We start from the raw sequence: 16,163 nt of genomic DNA, 5'->3' as shown, positions 1-16,163 counted from the left end.
TATGAATCATCCGGATATTGCTAGACGTGTTTACAATCATACTTGGAAACTTGATCCCATTATTCGTTCACTTCTCGATACGGATTTTTATAAGCTTCTTATGGTACAGATGATTTGGGGGTTGTATCCTAATGTTAATGTTACTTTTTCCCTCATAAATCGCTCTAAAACAATACGTCTTGCCGATGATATTGATGAGAGTGAATTACGTGCTCAACTTGATCATGCTCTTAGTTTGCGCTTTACAAAAAAAGAAATGATCTGGCTTGCTGGTAATACATTTTATGGACGCAAACAAATTTTTGAACCGGATTTTCTTCAGTGGCTTGAGAATTTTCAACTCCCAGAATATGAACTAACCCGCAAAGATGGCCAATATATGCTTCATTTTTATGGTTCGTGGGCTTATAGCTCTATGTGGGAAATTCCAGCCCTTGCTATTATCAGTGAATTACGTTCACGTGCAGCTCTCAAAAAACTAGATCGTTTTGCTCTTGATGTACTTTATGCGCGTGCTAAAGCAAAAATGTGGAGTAAAGTTGAACGTCTCAAAAAATTGCCTGATATTAAAATATCTGACTTTGGGACAAGGCGTCGCCATTCTTTTTTATGGCAGCGCTGGTGTGTGGAAGCATTAAAAGAAGGCATTGGTAATTCTTTTACTGGAACTTCTAATGTTCTTCTTGCCATGGATACGGATTTAGAAGCTCTTGGAACCAATGCACACGAATTGCCCATGGTTATTGCGGCTCTCAGCAACAACGATGATGAATTACGCAGAGCTCCATATCAAGTCTTGCAAGATTGGAACCGTTATTATGGTGGAAATCTTCTCATTGTTTTACCTGATACCTTTGGAACAGAAGCATTTTTACGCAATGCACCAGATTGGGTCGCTGATTGGACAGGTTTCAGACCCGATAGTGCGCCCCCTATTGAAGGTGGCGAACGTATTATTCAATGGTGGAAAGAAAAAGGAAAAGATCCACGCGAAAAACTTTTAATTTTTTCTGATGCTCTTGATGTCAATACAATTGAAAAAACCTATCATCATTTCCATGGCAGAGTGCGCATGAGTTTTGGATGGGGCACGGATCTTACCAATGACTTTACAGGCTGTGCACCTCAGGAAATCGAAACTCTTGATGCTCTTTCCCTTGTTTGTAAGGTGACCTATGTCAATGGTCGACCAGCCGTAAAGCTTTCAGATAATCCTGAAAAAACGATCGGTGATTCAAAAGAAGTACAACGTTATCTCAATTTTTTTGGTAATAAAAAGCGAATTGCTAGACCTATAAAGACGTAGTTTCCGGTTCTTTAAACGAGTATATTGACTCATCATATTGTTTATAAGATTGATTTTTGTCCTGCCCTAAGGATGAGGGTTCTTAACCTTTGCTGGTCTGTAAATAGTTCGGTTGTTTTTTGAGCAGATTCTACTTGGCCTACCACGCATACGCTTCACTTACATAAGGATTCGACAGATCAGACTTAAAAATATTCACTACGCATTAAAAAAATACTTAACTTGCTAGTGAAGTTTAGCCAAGGAGGCTTCCTTATATCATTGTCATAAATAACGGTGTTATACGGCACAACAAGATACTGTTGTTTTGCATGTTGAAAGAGCGTGCGTGAATATCATAAATTTTTTTCATTTCAACCATTTTAAATCAAGCACACTCATCTCCTTACATGTATGAAGGTTTTCAAGTTTTAAGGGTTATTGTTGTAGCTCGACAGTAGGTTTGTACTAAGTGGGAAGAGATAGGATTAAGTAGGAATACGTGGTAATTTGTTGTTTTTATGTACAATTTTGACCATTAAATGCGCGTTTCCATAGTAAAAATGAGAAAAGGCGTTGCCCTCCTTTGAGAACATCTTTAAAACTCTTTGAAAAAAAATAAACTGGTACAAAATCTAGTGTAAAAATATACAAAACCCAATGAAAAGCTACAGTTGTAACATTAGGAATTGCTAAGGCAATATTGGAGGATGACAAATAGCACGGTGACTATCGGTGTGCATTTTGTAAGGCAAGGATGATGATGTTTGCTTTGTATTATATCCTCATTAAGAGATATGAAAACAAACGGAACGTCTTTTTAGAAAGAAAAGGCTATCATATCAATGACTTTTCAATGACGTATATATAGAGATTCATACAAACATGTCTTATAAAAATAATGACTCTCTTCCATGAATGTGGTTTATCCAAGTGAGAACATTTTGAGTGTGCGTAAACAGTCTTCTTTGTTCATAAAAATCATTTCACAAACATATTATTAATTAATTGCTTTCAAAAAGCTTACTACTTCATATGCATTTTGGATATGGAGAGCTTATATTCAAAACTTAAAAGTCCTCATAGTTTTTACAAATAAGTCGAAGCTAAAAAGAATATCTCATAAAGCCTTTTCTATCATTATGAAGATGGACGTGTTACAATATAAATGGCAATCAGCAGTAATATAACCGCAACAAGTAAGGAAATCCATAAAGGAGGGTGTACCATTACGAAAAAGGATAAAAATCCTCCTGTCATACTCATTATTGCAAAAACTTTAATGAATGGAGAGATTGCTTTTTTTTCTTCCCATCGCTTAATAGGGGGACCAAAAATACGATGATTATTCAACCATTGATGAAAACGTGGAGAAGAACGCGTAAAACACCATGAGGCAACTAACAAAAAAGGCACAGTTGGCATAATAGGTAATACTACACCGATAATACCTAATATAACCATTGTCCACCCTGCTATATAATAGCAGATACGCAAAGGGTGAGATATCTTCAAATCTTTTTTCATTTTCTTGTATTTTTTTCCTCTACGCAAAACCCTCTACAAAAACATTATATCTGTTTTTTTCTGTTTACATGTCTGAGTGCACAATTACTTTCTACTCCTTCATGCGTAAGCGTCTTTGCTGTTATAAGTTCCTTGAAAATACCAAATAGCTCACGCAATATGATAATCATTTTAACTGATTTCAAGAAAAGAGAAGAGATTTTAGAAAATCAAAAAAAAATAAAAAGGCTGCAGAATAAATCAATGCAGCCTCTTAATTAAGAATGCAGCGTTGGGGGGAGAAAATGTACCGCATTCACTTGCTAGACATTAGGAGGAAAAATAACCTAGCACCTCGAACTCTAATTAAAATAGAAATGAGAAACAATATATAAAAATGCATGGCTGATATGCATGAATTTTAACACTTTTAAGTTTCTTGAACTGTGTTTTGACGAAAAAAAATCATCATGAAAATAGCCATAAAAATCAACGTCAAGATCAACACAATTGTGGAAGCAGAATCAGAGCCGATAAATAAGCTGAGATAAATCCCTAAAAAACCAGAAAAAGCTGCAACAAGTATCGCGATCATTAACATAAAAGAAAACCGCTTTGTAACAAGATAGGCAATTGCTCCTGGTGCTATCAGTAAAGAAATAACGAGCACGATACCTACAGCTTTCAAAGCCGCAACAATTGTAAGAGAAATCATCGTTAGAAGGGTATAGTGAAGTAGGGATATTGGTAACCCCATTGCATGTCCTTGAACTGTATCAAAAATATACAACATAAAGTCGCGCCATTTTGCTGCTAAAATGAAAGTGACAACAGCAGAAATGATCGCCGTTTGTGTTATATCAAGCCAGTTAACACCTAAAAGATTACCAAATAGAATATGATTCAAATCTAAGCTACTATAAATAGACGTGGCTAAAACAAGCCCCAAACCAAACATCGAAGAAAAGACCACACCCATCACCGTGTCCTGTTTGATACGGCTATTGCTTCCTAAAAAACCCGTTAATAGTGCACACACCATTCCTGCAACAAAAGCACCGCAAGTAATCAGAGTCATTGTAATATTCTCTGGACGCATATGTTGAAACCAAGCAAATGGCAAAGAAGTCAAAAATGCGATTACCCATGGTGTTGTCATATAACCAACAACAACACCTGGAAAAACTGCATGAGAAATGGCATCGCCTAACAGCGCCCATCCTTTCAAAATAAGAAAACAGGAAAGCATCGCCATGGGAATAGAAAGAATCATGACAATAAGCATACCCTTAAGCATAAAAGAAAACTGAAACGGAAGTAGTAATTGATCAATCATGATAATATTACACCCTTTTTTGCCGCATTTATGCGTAAGCGCGCAGCAATATACCCATGTTTAGGAGCAAAAATAAAAGCCAAAACAAATAAAGATGCTTGAAAAAGCACAACAACCCCCCCCGTTTGTGCATTTAAAAAATAACTCACATAAACACCCAAGACACTTGTGAATGTTCCAATTACAACTGCAATAACCAAGATATTCACGAAACGATCACTTAAAAGATAGGCTGTTGCCCCAGGTGTCACAACAAGACAAATGACTAAGAACGCTCCAACGGTTTGCATAGCAGCAACAGTACAAGCGGCAAGCAATGTGAAAAAGAGAATCTTTAAAAACTTTACATTTAATCCAATGGCATGCGCATGCGTTTCATCAAATAACGAAACAAGAAGATCTTTCCATTTCAAAAGCAATATAAGCAACGAAAAAAAGCCGATAAAAGCCAATTGTAGAATATCTGATGAACTAACGGCTAAAATATTTCCCAAAACAATCGTATCAATATTAACAGCCATTGGTTTTAATGATTTGAGAAACAACCCAAAGGCAAAAAAGGAAGAAAAAATGAGCCCAATAATGGTATCTTCTTTCAGCTTTGTCCGGTGGTTAAAAAAGAGCATTGCTGCTGCTGCAAGACCACCAGAAAAAAAAGCACCGAGTGAAAAAGGTAATCCTAAAAGATAAGCTCCTGCTACACCAGGAACAATTGAATGGGAAAGAGCATCACCAATTAATGACCAACCTTTTAACATCAAAAAAGCTGAAAGAAAGGCACAAACACACCCAACTAATCCAGAAACCCACATTGCATTCACCATATATTGATAGCTCAGTGGCTCAAGCAACCAAGAAATCATGCAACGTGCTCCACTCTTTCAATGTCTTCACAAACTGCAGACTGCTTTCTTCCTATGAAAACATCATTTTTTTTTGTGCTTTGAAGATCAAAAATATGGTGGTGCAAAGACCCTCCAAAGGTTTTCTCCAGATTTTCTTTTGTAAAGATTTTTTCTGTTAACCCAGAAGCTAAAACGGTTCCTTTTATTAAAACTGTATGATCACAAAATTCGCGAACAGAACCCAAATTGTGAGTTGAAACCAAGATCACTGCTCCTTCTTTACGAAGATCTTGTAACAAAGCAATGATTTTATCTTCTGTTGTAACGTCAACCCCTGTAAATGGCTCATCTAATAAAATAGCTTTTGCTTTCTGTGCAAGAGCGCGCGCTAGGAAAACGCGCTTTTTCTGTCCACCAGAAAGTTCTCCAATCTGGCGCTTGGCAAAAGCCAACATATCAACGCGTTCTAAGGCAATACGAACGGCTTCATAATCTTGTGTACGGGCATAGCGAAAGAAATTCATATGACCGTACCGCCCCATCAATACAACATCTTCGACCAAGACAGGAAAATTCCAATCAACATCTTCACTTTGAGGAACATAAGCAATAAGGTTTTTTTTCAAAGCTATATCAACGGGCAAATCAAACATGCGAATTTTTCCCTTTGAGGGGCGTACAAACCCCATAATCGCTTTAAATAACGTTGACTTACCGGATCCATTAACACCAACTAATGCCGTAATAGAACCCTTTGGACTTTCAAAATTCACTTCGCGTAAAGCCGTATGTCCATTACGATAAGTTACCGTTACTCCTTGGGCAAATATTCCAGATTCCGTCATTGGCTTTTTACTCCCTCTAATAAAGCATTGCTAATACGCCCACTCGTGACACGTAATAAATCAATATAAGTGGGTACCTCACCATTTTTCTCACTTAAAGAATCAACATAAAGAACGCCACCGTATTTAGCCCCTGTTTCTTTGGCAACCTGCTTAGCAGGCGCAGGGGAAATAGTGCTTTCAGAAAAAACTGCATGAATGTTGTATTTGCGAACCATATCAATAACATGCTTGACCTGCTGTGGTGTTCCTTGCTGGTCAGCATTGATGGGCCATAAATAAAGCTCTTTTAGATTAAAATCACGCGCCAAATAGCTAAATGCTCCCTCACTGGTCACAAGCCAACGCTTATCTTGCGGTACGGCTTCTAATTCAGCCTTAATTGGATCAATCGTTGCACGAATTTTCTGTTTATAAATTTCAGCATTCTCTTTATAAATAGCAGCATGTTCAGGATCATATTTTACAAAAGCATCGCGAATATTATCAACGTAAATCAAAGCAGAGGTTGGTGACATCCACGCATGAGGATTGGGTTTACCGCTAAAAGGGCCCTCACCAATTTTAATGGGTACAATACCTTTTGAAACAACAACACTTGGAACATCCTTGATATTTTGAAAAAACTTTTCAAACCAAAGCTCTAACTCTAATCCATTCCACAATACAAGGTTAGCTCCCTGAGCACGCATAAGATCGCGCGGGGTTGGTTGATATTCATGAATTTCCGCACCTGGTTTTGTAATGGATTCAACCTCAGCGGCATCACCTGCTACATTGCGTGCCATATCAGCAATGATAGTGAATGTCGTAACAGCTTTAAATTTACCAGCACACAAAGCAAAATTGGGTGTAAAAAAAATAACACTTCCAAAAACTATGCTGAAAAACGTTCTTACGTTCATTGATTCTCTCTTTCCTTTATATGCCTTCTTTTTATTGCAAATAATTTGCATTATCATTTAGCAATAGCAGTTATCTTTTACATTTGCAATGAAGGATTAAGAGAAAAAATAACTTTTCAAGATGTTTAAAAACAGCTTTTTTCATATTGAAAAAATTGATGATTTAAGCAGCTTGTTTTGGTAAGGAGATCCGCTTTCAAGAAGCTTTATAGCTCTTGAATGCCAAACAAAAAGCGAGCACTTAAAAATGCTCTCACTTCATGTAAAATATCTCATAAAAAATGAGAATACTCAGTAGCGCAAATATGCACCTGTCATTTTGGTAACATTATCCACGATCTTTAAGGCAAGCTTTTCTAAATCTTCATCTGTTAGAGTCCGCTCTATGGGCTGGATAGTGACTTCAATCGCGACAGATTTTTTATCTTCACCAAAGCTTAAATCTTCAAAAATATCAAAAACCTGCACTGAATGAATAAGTTTTTTATCGGCTCCACTTGCCGCACGAATAATAAGAGAAGAGGCAACAGTTTTATCCGCTATAAAGGCAAAATCACGCCGTACCATTTGAAAAGGTGAGAGTTTCAAAGGAGGACGGCTTTTGGTCGTTTTTTTCTTTGATTCTGGAATTCTGTCTAGAAAAATTTCAAAGCCGCATAAAGGGCCACTGACATCTAACTTTTCTAATGTAGCAGGATGAAAAACACCAAAAAAACCAAGAATAATCTTTGATCCAAGTTTTATGGCACCTGAACGACCAGGATGATACCAATCGGGCGCTCCAACTTCAATCTGCACTTTCCCAACATCCATATCGCATGCTTCTAAAATAGCTAAAGCATCTGCTTTGGCATCAAAAACATCAACGACGGTTGCATTTCCATTCCAAAAACGACCAGCCCCTTTAAATTGCTCTGTTCCGCGACGAATCCCACTAACAACACGGTGTTGTTTATCAGGGGTATCGCCTTCATAAATATTGGAAACTTCAAACAACGCAAGATCTGAAAAACCACGATCAGCATTTCTCTGTGCCGCCATAATCAAACCAGGTAAAAGGGAAGGACGCATCATTGACATATCAGCAGCAATAGGGTTAACTAATTTAAGCTCTTCTTGACCTCCTCCAAAAGCAAGAGCTTGATTTTCAGAAATAAAAGACCATGTTACCGCTTCTTTCATACCACGTTGCACTAAAGCCAAACGTGTAGTACGTGAACGAATTTGTGCGCATGTTAAAATTTGATCTTTTTCTTCTGCGAAGTTTTCCAAAGGAATAGGTTTAATTTTATCTAGCCCATAAATCCTCATAACTTCTTCCACCAAATCGGCTTTCCCCATAATATCAGGGCGCCATGATGGTACTTTTACTGTAACGACATCTCCTTTTCCTTCAACGAAAAATCCAAGTTTTGTTAAAATAGAGATGACTTTTTCAGGATCTATTTCCAAATTTGTTAAACGTTTAATTTCAGAAAAAGGAAAAGCGATCTGTTTGATTTCTTGTTGCTGATAGCCAACGATCCTCTTCTTAGATACTTCACCACCACAAAGACGTAAGACCAATTCTGTTGCAATCTCAAGCCCTGTTTCTATAAAAGCTGGATCAACACCTCGTTCAAATCGATAACGTGCATCACTGATAAGACCTAATGCTCTTCCTGTTTGTGCAATGCTTTGCGCATCCCAAAGCGCTGATTCAATAATAACGCGATGTGTTGTTTCATCACAACTCGTTCTTTCACCGCCCATGATACCGGCAATCGAAACAATCCCCTCTTCATCTGCAATGACACAATTCTTAGCGCCCAAATGATAGATTTTTCCATTCAGTGCTTGAAGCTGTTCTCCCTCACGAGCACAACGTACACACAAATTACCTTTAATTTTATCTGCATCAAAAACATGGAGTGGACGACCAAGGTCAAAACTTATGTAATTGGTCATATCAACAAGCGCATTAATCGGTCTCAAACCAATTGCATTCAAACGCTGTTGCATCCACTGAGGTGATGCACCATTTTGAACATTGCGCACTTCACGCCAAGCAAAACCTAAACATAATGATGAATCTTGTGAAAAATCTAATGAAACATCGAGAGGTGTTTTAAAGGAAGGCTCAAATTTTGACAAGGATAATTCTTTTAATTTTCCCATTCCAGCGGCAGCAAGATCACGGGCAATACCACGAACACCTGTACAATCAGAGCGATTGGGGGTCAAACCAATATCAATGATCGGATCATCTAAACCAGCATAAGTTGCAAATGAATCTCCAATAGGTGCATCTTCTGGAAGTTCGATAATCCCGTCATGTTCATTTGATAATTCAAGCTCCGCTTGCGAACACATCATCCCAAAACTTTCAACACCGCGGATTTTTCCTACAGATAATGTCACATCGAGTCCTGAAATATAAGTGCCTGGTAGTGCCAGAACACCAACAAGACCTGCACGCGCATTTGGTGCTCCACAGACAACTTGAACAGGTGTAGAAGTCCCTGTATCGACGGACAGAATCTGGAGTTTATCTGCATCAGGATGCTTTATTGCTGTTAAAACTTTTGCAATCACAAAACCTTTTAAAGAAGATCGATCATCAACGTAATCAACCTCAAGACCTATAGCTGTTAGTTTCTCACAAATTTCATCCAAAGATGCACTTGTCTCTAAGTGATCTTTTAACCACGACAATGTAAATTTCATTTTAAAACCTCACATGAAAGCGATGACTAAGATCACATATTTCTATTAGGAAAAAAAGCAGGCATATCAAAGCAACGAAAGCCATAATGGTCTAACCAACGCAGATCAGCATCAAAAAAAGCTCGTAAATCAGGCATACCGTATTTCAACATGGCAACACGATCAATGCCCATTCCCCATGCAAAGCCTTGATATTCATCGGGATCTAAACCAACATTTTTCAACACATGAGGATGCACCATTCCGCATCCTAAAATTTCCAACCAATCCTGTCCTTCTCCGAACTTTACTTCTGAACCAGAACGATCACATTGAATATCCACTTCCATAGATGGTTCGGTAAAAGGGAAAAAAGAGGGACGAAAACGCATTTTTACAGAGGGAACTTCAAAAAATTCTTTACAAAAGGTTTCATGTAGCCACATCATATGGGCAATGGTGGAGGTTTTATCAATGACAAGACCTTCTACCTGATGGAACATGGGCGAATGCGTCGCATCCGAATCCATGCGGTAAGTTTTTCCAGGAATAATGATCCGTATCGGTGCTTTTTGTTTTTCTAGTGTGCGAATTTGTACGGGTGATGTATGGGTCCGCAATAATTTTCGTTCTCCCATTTTATCGACACCAAAAAAGAAGGTATCATGCATTTCGCGTGCTGGATGCCCTTCAGGAAAATTCAATGCCGTAAAATTATAATAATCCGTTTCAATATCAGGTCCCTCTGCAAGAGAAAAACCCAACTTCGTATAAATGGCAATAATTTCCTCAATCACCTGTGAAATAGGATGAATGCGTCCTCGTTCTATAGGTGAAGAGCGAACAGGCAAGGTAACATCAACCGTTTCACGAGAAAGACGGGCATCCATTGCCTGTCTTTTCAGAAGATCACGCTTTTGCGCCCATAATTCTAAAATACGATTTTTTAACCCATTAAGAACTGGTCCAACTTTATGGCGCTCGCTAGCATCCATCTTCCCTAATGCTTTTAATTTTTCAGAGATGCTACCTTTTTTACCCAATGCTGCAATACGCACTGCTTCAAGTGCCTGTTCATCACCCGCTGCCTCTAAGGCTAAACAAATTTCTTGTTCCAGACGCTCAATATCGTTCATATTTTTGCCTATTTTTTTAATAAAAAAAACCCGCACTCGCAACAGCCAGCACGGGACCTCGAATAAATAAATGCTTTAAGAGAACACGACTGGCTTACTTGACAGCGCCTTCAAAAGCATTAGGTGTCGTATCTTTTAAATATTCCAAAGCCTTTTTTGCCGAAGCTACTAAAGCAGAAAATGCTTCTGCTTCGTGGATTGCTATATCTGAAAGAACCTTACGATCAACCTCAATACCGGCTTTTGATAAGCCATCAATAAAACGTCCATAAGTTAAACCTTCTGCGCGAACAGCTGCATTAATTCTCTGAATCCACAAAGCACGGAAAGTACGTTTCCTATTTTTGCGATCACGATAAGCGTATTGCTTTGAACGATCAACTGCTGCTTTAGCTGCACGAATGGTATTTTTACGACGACCGTAAAAACCTTCAGCCTGTTTAAGAACTTTTTTGTGTTTAGCGTGTGCTGTCACACCTCTTTTCACACGTGCCATATTATAATCTCCTCAAAATCAAAAGCGTAAGGTTTAAACACCATTCGGCAAATAATGCTGAACGACTTTTTTAGCATCTTGTTCACACAAAACCATTGTTCCACGTGCATCGCGAATAAATTTATTCGAACGCTTAATCATACCGTGGCGCTTACCGGCAGCTGCTACTTTAATTTTTCCTGACGCAGTGATTTTAAACCGCTTTTTAGCGGATGATTTGGTCTTCATCTTGGGCATTTTGCTACTCCGTACATTAATTTATTCAATCAAATATTTTATTCACTCAAGCGGACCAACGCTTGAACAAGCACTTAAACAGCCACGGCATGCCCTGCCGGGCGGTTCTAATAGTGTTTCCATAAGCCACTATACACAAAATAGCAAGACCGTATTACAAAAAAATCGGAGCTCCATTGCCTTGAAGCTCAACTAAAGGTGCCGGAATAGCATTTGTTTTGATAGCTGCTTTACATAGATCAGCAATAATGCATTGCCTACATTGTGCTTTACGTGCTTGGCAAACATAGCGTCCATGTAAAATCAGCCAATGATGTGCATGACGAAGATAATGGATTGGTATAATCTTTAATAATTTCTTCTCAACAATCTCTGGTGTTTTGCCAGGCGCTAAACCAAGACGATTGCTTAAGCGAAAAATATGTGTATCTACTGCCAATGTAGGCTGACCAAAAGCAACATTCAAAACAACATTAGCCGTTTTGCGCCCCACTCCAGGAAGGGACATAAGTGCTTCACGCGTATCAGGTACTTGACCGCCATAACAATCAATTAAACAGTTGCAAAGTGCATAAACATTGCGTGCTTTTGCTCGCCAAAGGCCAATTGAACGGATATGATGTGCTATTTCTTCTTCTCCTAATGCAACCATTTTTTCCGGTTGATCAGCAAGGCGAAATAATTCTTTTGTCGCTTTATTAACGCTTACATCTGTCGCTTGAGCCGAAAGCACAACGGCAACCAAAAGCGTAAAAATATTTGTATAGATAAGATCACTCTTAGGCGCTGGGCGTTGCACAGAAAAACGGCGAAATATTTCTGCAATTTCATTTTCATTATATAATATACCAGATAAACTTCGCACGTTTGACAATTTTATGGTACTTTGAGGCATTGAACTCTCTTAAATCTTCTCTCTTGAAGTTATCATTCACGCTCGCCATATGAGAGGAATGCAGCGAACACTTTTATAGAGTTTGGTCAAGTAAAGCCGTTTTAAAGAGGATACTCATGAATGACACATGTGACACCTTTCTCCAATCCCTTCCTTTTAGGGTTTGAAACCGTAGAAAAAATATTGCAACGTATCGGTAAAGCTGATGAGGCTTACCCAGCCTATAACATTGAACGTTTGCATAAAAATGATGATGCAAATCATATCCGCATAACTTTGGCTGTTGCTGGATTTAAGATTAACCATCTTAATATTTTGCTCGATGATAATCAATTGGTTATTCATGGTAAACAAACAGATAACCAAAATCATCAATATTTATATCGCGGTATAGCTGCGCGACAATTCCAGCGAACCTTTGTTCTCGCGGAAGGGATGCATGTTACAAATGCAGAGTTGAAAAATGGTCTTTTATCAATTAATCTGTATCAACCAAAGTTAAAAAAAGAAATAAAACAGATTCCAATTAAAGTCAGTAGTGGTGAGTCATAAAAGTTAAGGCGTAAAGGAACAGTGAAATGGGAGAACATAAACAAAACTTGTCGTTTCAGAACACATCCTACTCTGATGCGGGACAGATTGCCTATTTAAAAAAAGTTTGTACAGATGATCTGGCTAAAAATTTCCCAGATCTTCCACCAATGACCCCAGGAATTACGATATGGGCTCTCTTTGGTGAAACAGGTTATCCTATCATTTTATCCGATGAGCGTTCTATCGCCCTTGCTGGAGCCAATGAGCATGAACTACAAATTGTAACTCTGCACTAGATTACCTTACGAGAAAACGCTGTACTCTTTATAAATTCTATCTGTTTTTTCGTAAAGGGTGTAATGTGAGTTATAATGAGATAAGTATTGGTTTATATGCATAATTAATTTTTTACAACTGGAATGAGAGTCCCGAATATCATAAGGTTCTCTCATTTTAGATCTTCTTGTATTAAAACAATTAAAGTCACTTGCTTGTATGTCACACGCAGGGAAAGCCGTTTAGATAAAAACGCTTGAAAGAAGGAATAAAAATATCTCTTGTTAATTGTCTTAATTACCAAGGATGTTCGCAATATTGGGGATGAGAAAAATGTATGATGGTATCAGTTTTCTTCTTCATAAGTGTGAAGATGTTCTCTATAGATTTATATTATTCACGGGGATTTTTATACCATTCATAGGCGCTATCGTGAAATAGGTTCGAGTGTGCATTGAAAGATGTAAAGCTGAATTGTAAGGAGATGGTAGATTTTTACATGATGCCTTTATATTCTTTCCAAATTAGGCTGTCTTCTTGTTCCAGAAATTACGCAAACAGATAGATACAATATACTTACCAAATCTGGACAAATCTTGCATACAAAAATCTGGAACAGTTCGTGCTACTCTGAAGCGTTTTGATATTTGTCTCAAACGTGGACTTGCACAGGGATTAGATGTTGATTAACAGGTAATAAGAAAAACAAAGGCTTTACGAAAAAGTTTATGCAGAGCTTTTAATTTTGTGCTTCAACTGCCTCAGTACAAGGTATTTTTCTCTTTTGAATATTAAAGCTCTTGTTTTTATAATGAAGTTACAGCACAACAAGCAAAATGGAATTATTTGAGGGGAAAAAAATAATGCCTTCTTACCGTTCAAGAATATCGACCCACGGGCGTAATATGGCAGGAGCCCGCGGGCTTTGGCGTGCAACAGGGATGAAAGATACTGATTTTGGTAAACCCATTATTGCGATTGCGAATTCTTTTACACAATTTGTACCAGGGCATGTCCATTTAAAAGATCTTGGGCAATTAGTCGCACAACAGATAGCAGTTGCCGGTGGTGTTGCGAAAGAATTTAACACCATTGCTGTAGATGATGGAATTGCGATGGGGCACGATGGAATGCTCTATTCTTTGCCCTCACGTGAAATCATTGCTGATTCTGTAGAGTACATGGTTAATGCACATTGTGCGGATGCACTTGTCTGTATTTCTAATTGTGACAAAATTACGCCTGGTATGTTAATGGCTGCTTTACGGTTGAATATTCCGACAATCTTTGTTTCCGGCGGTCCTATGGAAGCAGGTAAGATTAAATGGAAGGATCAAGATCTAAGGGTTGATTTGGTCGATGCCATGGTTGCAGCAGCTTCAGAACAGAATTCAGAAGAAGAAGTTGCTGAAATGGAGCGTGCTGCTTGTCCTACATGTGGTTCTTGTTCAGGAATGTTTACAGCCAACTCCATGAATTGCTTAACGGAAGCATTGGGGCTTTCGCTTCCCGGAAATGGATCAATGTTAGCAACACATGCAGATCGACGGATGCTTTTTGAAGAAGCTGGAAAACAGATTGTTGCATTGGTTAAACGTTATTATGAAAAAGATGATGAAACAGTCTTACCGCGCTCTATTGCTTCACGCAAGGCTTTTGAAAATGCAATGACCGTTGATATTGCTATGGGGGGATCAACCAATACAGTACTGCATCTTTTAGCCGCGGCGCAAGAAGGTGAGGTGGATTTTACCATGACGGATATTGATCATCTTTCACGTCGTGTTCCTGTTTTATGTAAAGTTGCTCCTGCTGTCGCGAATGTACATATGGAAGATGTTCATCGCGCTGGTGGTATTATGGGGCTTTTAGGTGAATTGGATGCGGCAGGACTCATTGATACGTCAACTTATACGGTTCACGCAAAAACAATGAAAGAAGCTCTTTACCGTTGGGATGTGAAACAAACTAATGAACCAACAGTTCGTACATTTTATCGTGCTGCTCCTGGTGGTATTCCAACACAGACAGCTTTTAGCCAATCTTGTCGCTATGAGAGCCTTGATCTTGATCGTGAAAAAGGTGTGATTCGCGATAGGGAACATGCATATTCACAAGATGGAGGATTGGCAGTTCTTTATGGAAATCTTGCAAAAGATGGCTGCATTGTAAAAACAGCAGGCGTTGATCAATCAATTTTAACTTTTAAAGGTCCGGCAAGAATTTTTGAAAGCCAAGATTCAGCTGTTTCAGCTATATTAACTGATAAGATTAAAATAGGTGAAATTGTTTTAATCCGTTATGAAGGTCCACGTGGTGGACCTGGAATGCAAGAAATGCTTTATCCAACAAGTTATCTCAAATCTAAAGGATTGGGCAAGGTTTGTGCACTTGTTACGGATGGACGTTTTTCAGGGGGAAGTTCAGGGCTCTCGATAGGACATATTTCACCAGAAGCTGCTGAAGGAGGAGAAATTGCGTTGGTGGAGGAGGGGGATATCATAGAAATTGATATTCCAAATCGTAGAATTCATATGTTGGTGGATGACGTTGAGATGAAGCAGCGCCGTGCTAAGATGGAAGCAAAAGGAAAAGGTGCTTGGCAACCGATTGAGAAGCGTCAGCGTAAAGTTTCAAAGGCTCTCAAAGCCTATGCAGCGATGACCACATCTGCTGCAAAGGGTGCAGTACGTAATATTTGATGAGATGAATGACGCGTCTTATAAAAGAGAGATAGTATTCTGATTTTTTGCATCTTTTGCATGATATTCTAAGCTAATTATTTTATGAGTTTATGAGCTTATCAGAATATTTCGAGTCATGATCAGTATGATTAAAAAGCTATCAATACAATTAAAAGCTGCTGCGGATTGCTTATTTTAGCAGCTATGTAAGACAGATAAAGATAGATATGGTATGATTACGCTTCATATCATATTTCAATTTTATACGAAATTACGATTTCCTGTTCTTATATTTATGAAAGATATTTATTGTACTGGTGGCATTATCTTTTTGTACCGTAAAAACACTGTCATTTAGAGCTGTGATATACGGCATCCTACTTAATATATTTAGTGTTTTTTTAGTGTGTGGTGAATATTCTTAGACTTGTTTATCAAACTTTGAGTTTAAGTGAATCACATGACTAGGAAGTCAAGGTAAATCCCTTAGAATCTGGA

At 38.3% G+C, this 16,163-nt stretch carries 15 protein-coding genes; 5 read left to right on the top strand and 10 right to left on the bottom strand.

The genetic code is table 11. The annotated features are described in order from the left end of the window. Window position 1: 1 nt before the first annotated feature. A complete protein-coding gene (gene pncB / locus U736_RS0100380) occupies window positions 2-1,306 on the top strand; it encodes a nicotinate phosphoribosyltransferase (protein ID WP_012754506.1) in 1,305 nt (434 codons plus the stop codon). Between the two features lie 1,119 nt (window positions 1,307-2,425). Here the strand turns inward: pncB and U736_RS0100375 are convergent. The 10 genes from U736_RS0100375 to nth all read right to left on the bottom strand — a co-directional run bounded on the left by U736_RS0100375 (window position 2,426) and on the right by nth (window position 12,171). Then, entirely contained in the window at window positions 2,426-2,812 is a 387-nt protein-coding gene (locus U736_RS0100375; protein ID WP_012754508.1) for a YbaN family protein, read from the bottom strand. A gap of 409 nt (window positions 2,813-3,221) precedes the next feature. Further along, complete coding sequence (locus tag U736_RS0100370) at window positions 3,222-4,127, bottom strand: metal ABC transporter permease (protein WP_012754509.1); 906 nt, start codon at window positions 4,125-4,127, stop codon at window positions 3,222-3,224. Further along, window positions 4,124-4,990 carry a metal ABC transporter permease gene (locus tag U736_RS0100365; RefSeq protein ID WP_012754510.1) on the bottom strand — a complete coding sequence of 289 codons (867 nt, stop codon included), beginning with the start codon at window positions 4,988-4,990 and terminating at the stop codon, window positions 4,124-4,126. The genes U736_RS0100370 and U736_RS0100365 overlap by 4 nt, the downstream gene beginning before the upstream one ends. Beyond that, window positions 4,987-5,817 carry a manganese/iron ABC transporter ATP-binding protein gene (locus U736_RS0100360; RefSeq protein WP_012754511.1) on the bottom strand — a complete coding sequence of 277 codons (831 nt, stop codon included), beginning with the start codon at window positions 5,815-5,817 and terminating at the stop codon, window positions 4,987-4,989. Before U736_RS0100360 ends, U736_RS0100365 begins: the two co-directional genes overlap by 4 nt. Then, window positions 5,814-6,722 carry a metal ABC transporter substrate-binding protein gene (locus U736_RS0100355; protein WP_012754512.1) on the bottom strand — a complete coding sequence of 303 codons (909 nt, stop codon included), beginning with the start codon at window positions 6,720-6,722 and terminating at the stop codon, window positions 5,814-5,816. Before U736_RS0100355 ends, U736_RS0100360 begins: the two co-directional genes overlap by 4 nt. A 291-nt stretch (window positions 6,723-7,013) precedes the next feature. Then, on the bottom strand, window positions 7,014-9,428 hold the full coding sequence (pheT, locus tag U736_RS0100350; RefSeq protein ID WP_012754513.1) for a phenylalanine--tRNA ligase subunit beta: 2,415 nt from the start codon (window positions 9,426-9,428) through the stop codon (window positions 7,014-7,016). Between the two features lie 32 nt (window positions 9,429-9,460). Further along, window positions 9,461-10,543: a phenylalanine--tRNA ligase subunit alpha gene (gene pheS / locus U736_RS0100345; protein WP_012754514.1), complete on the bottom strand. Its 1,083-nt coding sequence runs from the start codon at window positions 10,541-10,543 to the stop codon at window positions 9,461-9,463. Between the two features lie 94 nt (window positions 10,544-10,637). Continuing rightward, window positions 10,638-11,039, bottom strand: coding sequence for a 50S ribosomal protein L20 (gene rplT / locus U736_RS0100340; RefSeq protein ID WP_012754515.1), 402 nt, complete (start codon window positions 11,037-11,039; stop codon window positions 10,638-10,640). 33 nt (window positions 11,040-11,072) lie between these two features. After that, entirely contained in the window at window positions 11,073-11,276 is a 204-nt protein-coding gene (gene rpmI, locus U736_RS0100335) for a 50S ribosomal protein L35 (protein WP_012754516.1), read from the bottom strand. Between the two features lie 154 nt (window positions 11,277-11,430). Further along, window positions 11,431-12,171, bottom strand: coding sequence for an endonuclease III (gene nth / locus U736_RS0100330; RefSeq protein WP_012754517.1), 741 nt, complete (start codon window positions 12,169-12,171; stop codon window positions 11,431-11,433). 120 nt (window positions 12,172-12,291) lie between these two features. Between nth and U736_RS0100325 the strand changes: the two genes are divergently transcribed. The 4 genes from U736_RS0100325 (at window position 12,292) to ilvD (ending at window position 15,683) form a co-directional block, all read left to right on the top strand. Then, complete coding sequence (locus U736_RS0100325) at window positions 12,292-12,723, top strand: Hsp20 family protein (protein WP_012754518.1); 432 nt, start codon at window positions 12,292-12,294, stop codon at window positions 12,721-12,723. A gap of 26 nt (window positions 12,724-12,749) precedes the next feature. Then, a complete protein-coding gene (locus tag U736_RS0100320) occupies window positions 12,750-13,001 on the top strand; it encodes a BQ00720 family protein (RefSeq protein ID WP_012754519.1) in 252 nt (83 codons plus the stop codon). 517 nt (window positions 13,002-13,518) lie between these two features. Beyond that, complete coding sequence (locus U736_RS12080) at window positions 13,519-13,671, top strand: hypothetical protein (protein WP_155914947.1); 153 nt, start codon at window positions 13,519-13,521, stop codon at window positions 13,669-13,671. 173 nt (window positions 13,672-13,844) lie between these two features. Beyond that, a complete protein-coding gene (gene ilvD, locus U736_RS0100315) occupies window positions 13,845-15,683 on the top strand; it encodes a dihydroxy-acid dehydratase (RefSeq protein ID WP_012754520.1) in 1,839 nt (612 codons plus the stop codon). The last annotated feature ends 480 nt before the right edge of the window (window positions 15,684-16,163 follow it).

Source organism: Bartonella grahamii ATCC 700132, assembly GCF_000518085.1.
GTDB lineage: Bacteria > Pseudomonadota > Alphaproteobacteria > Rhizobiales > Rhizobiaceae > Bartonella > Bartonella grahamii.
The sequence above is the reverse complement of the archived record's forward strand: the minus strand, read 5'-3'. Positions and strand labels throughout refer to the sequence as shown.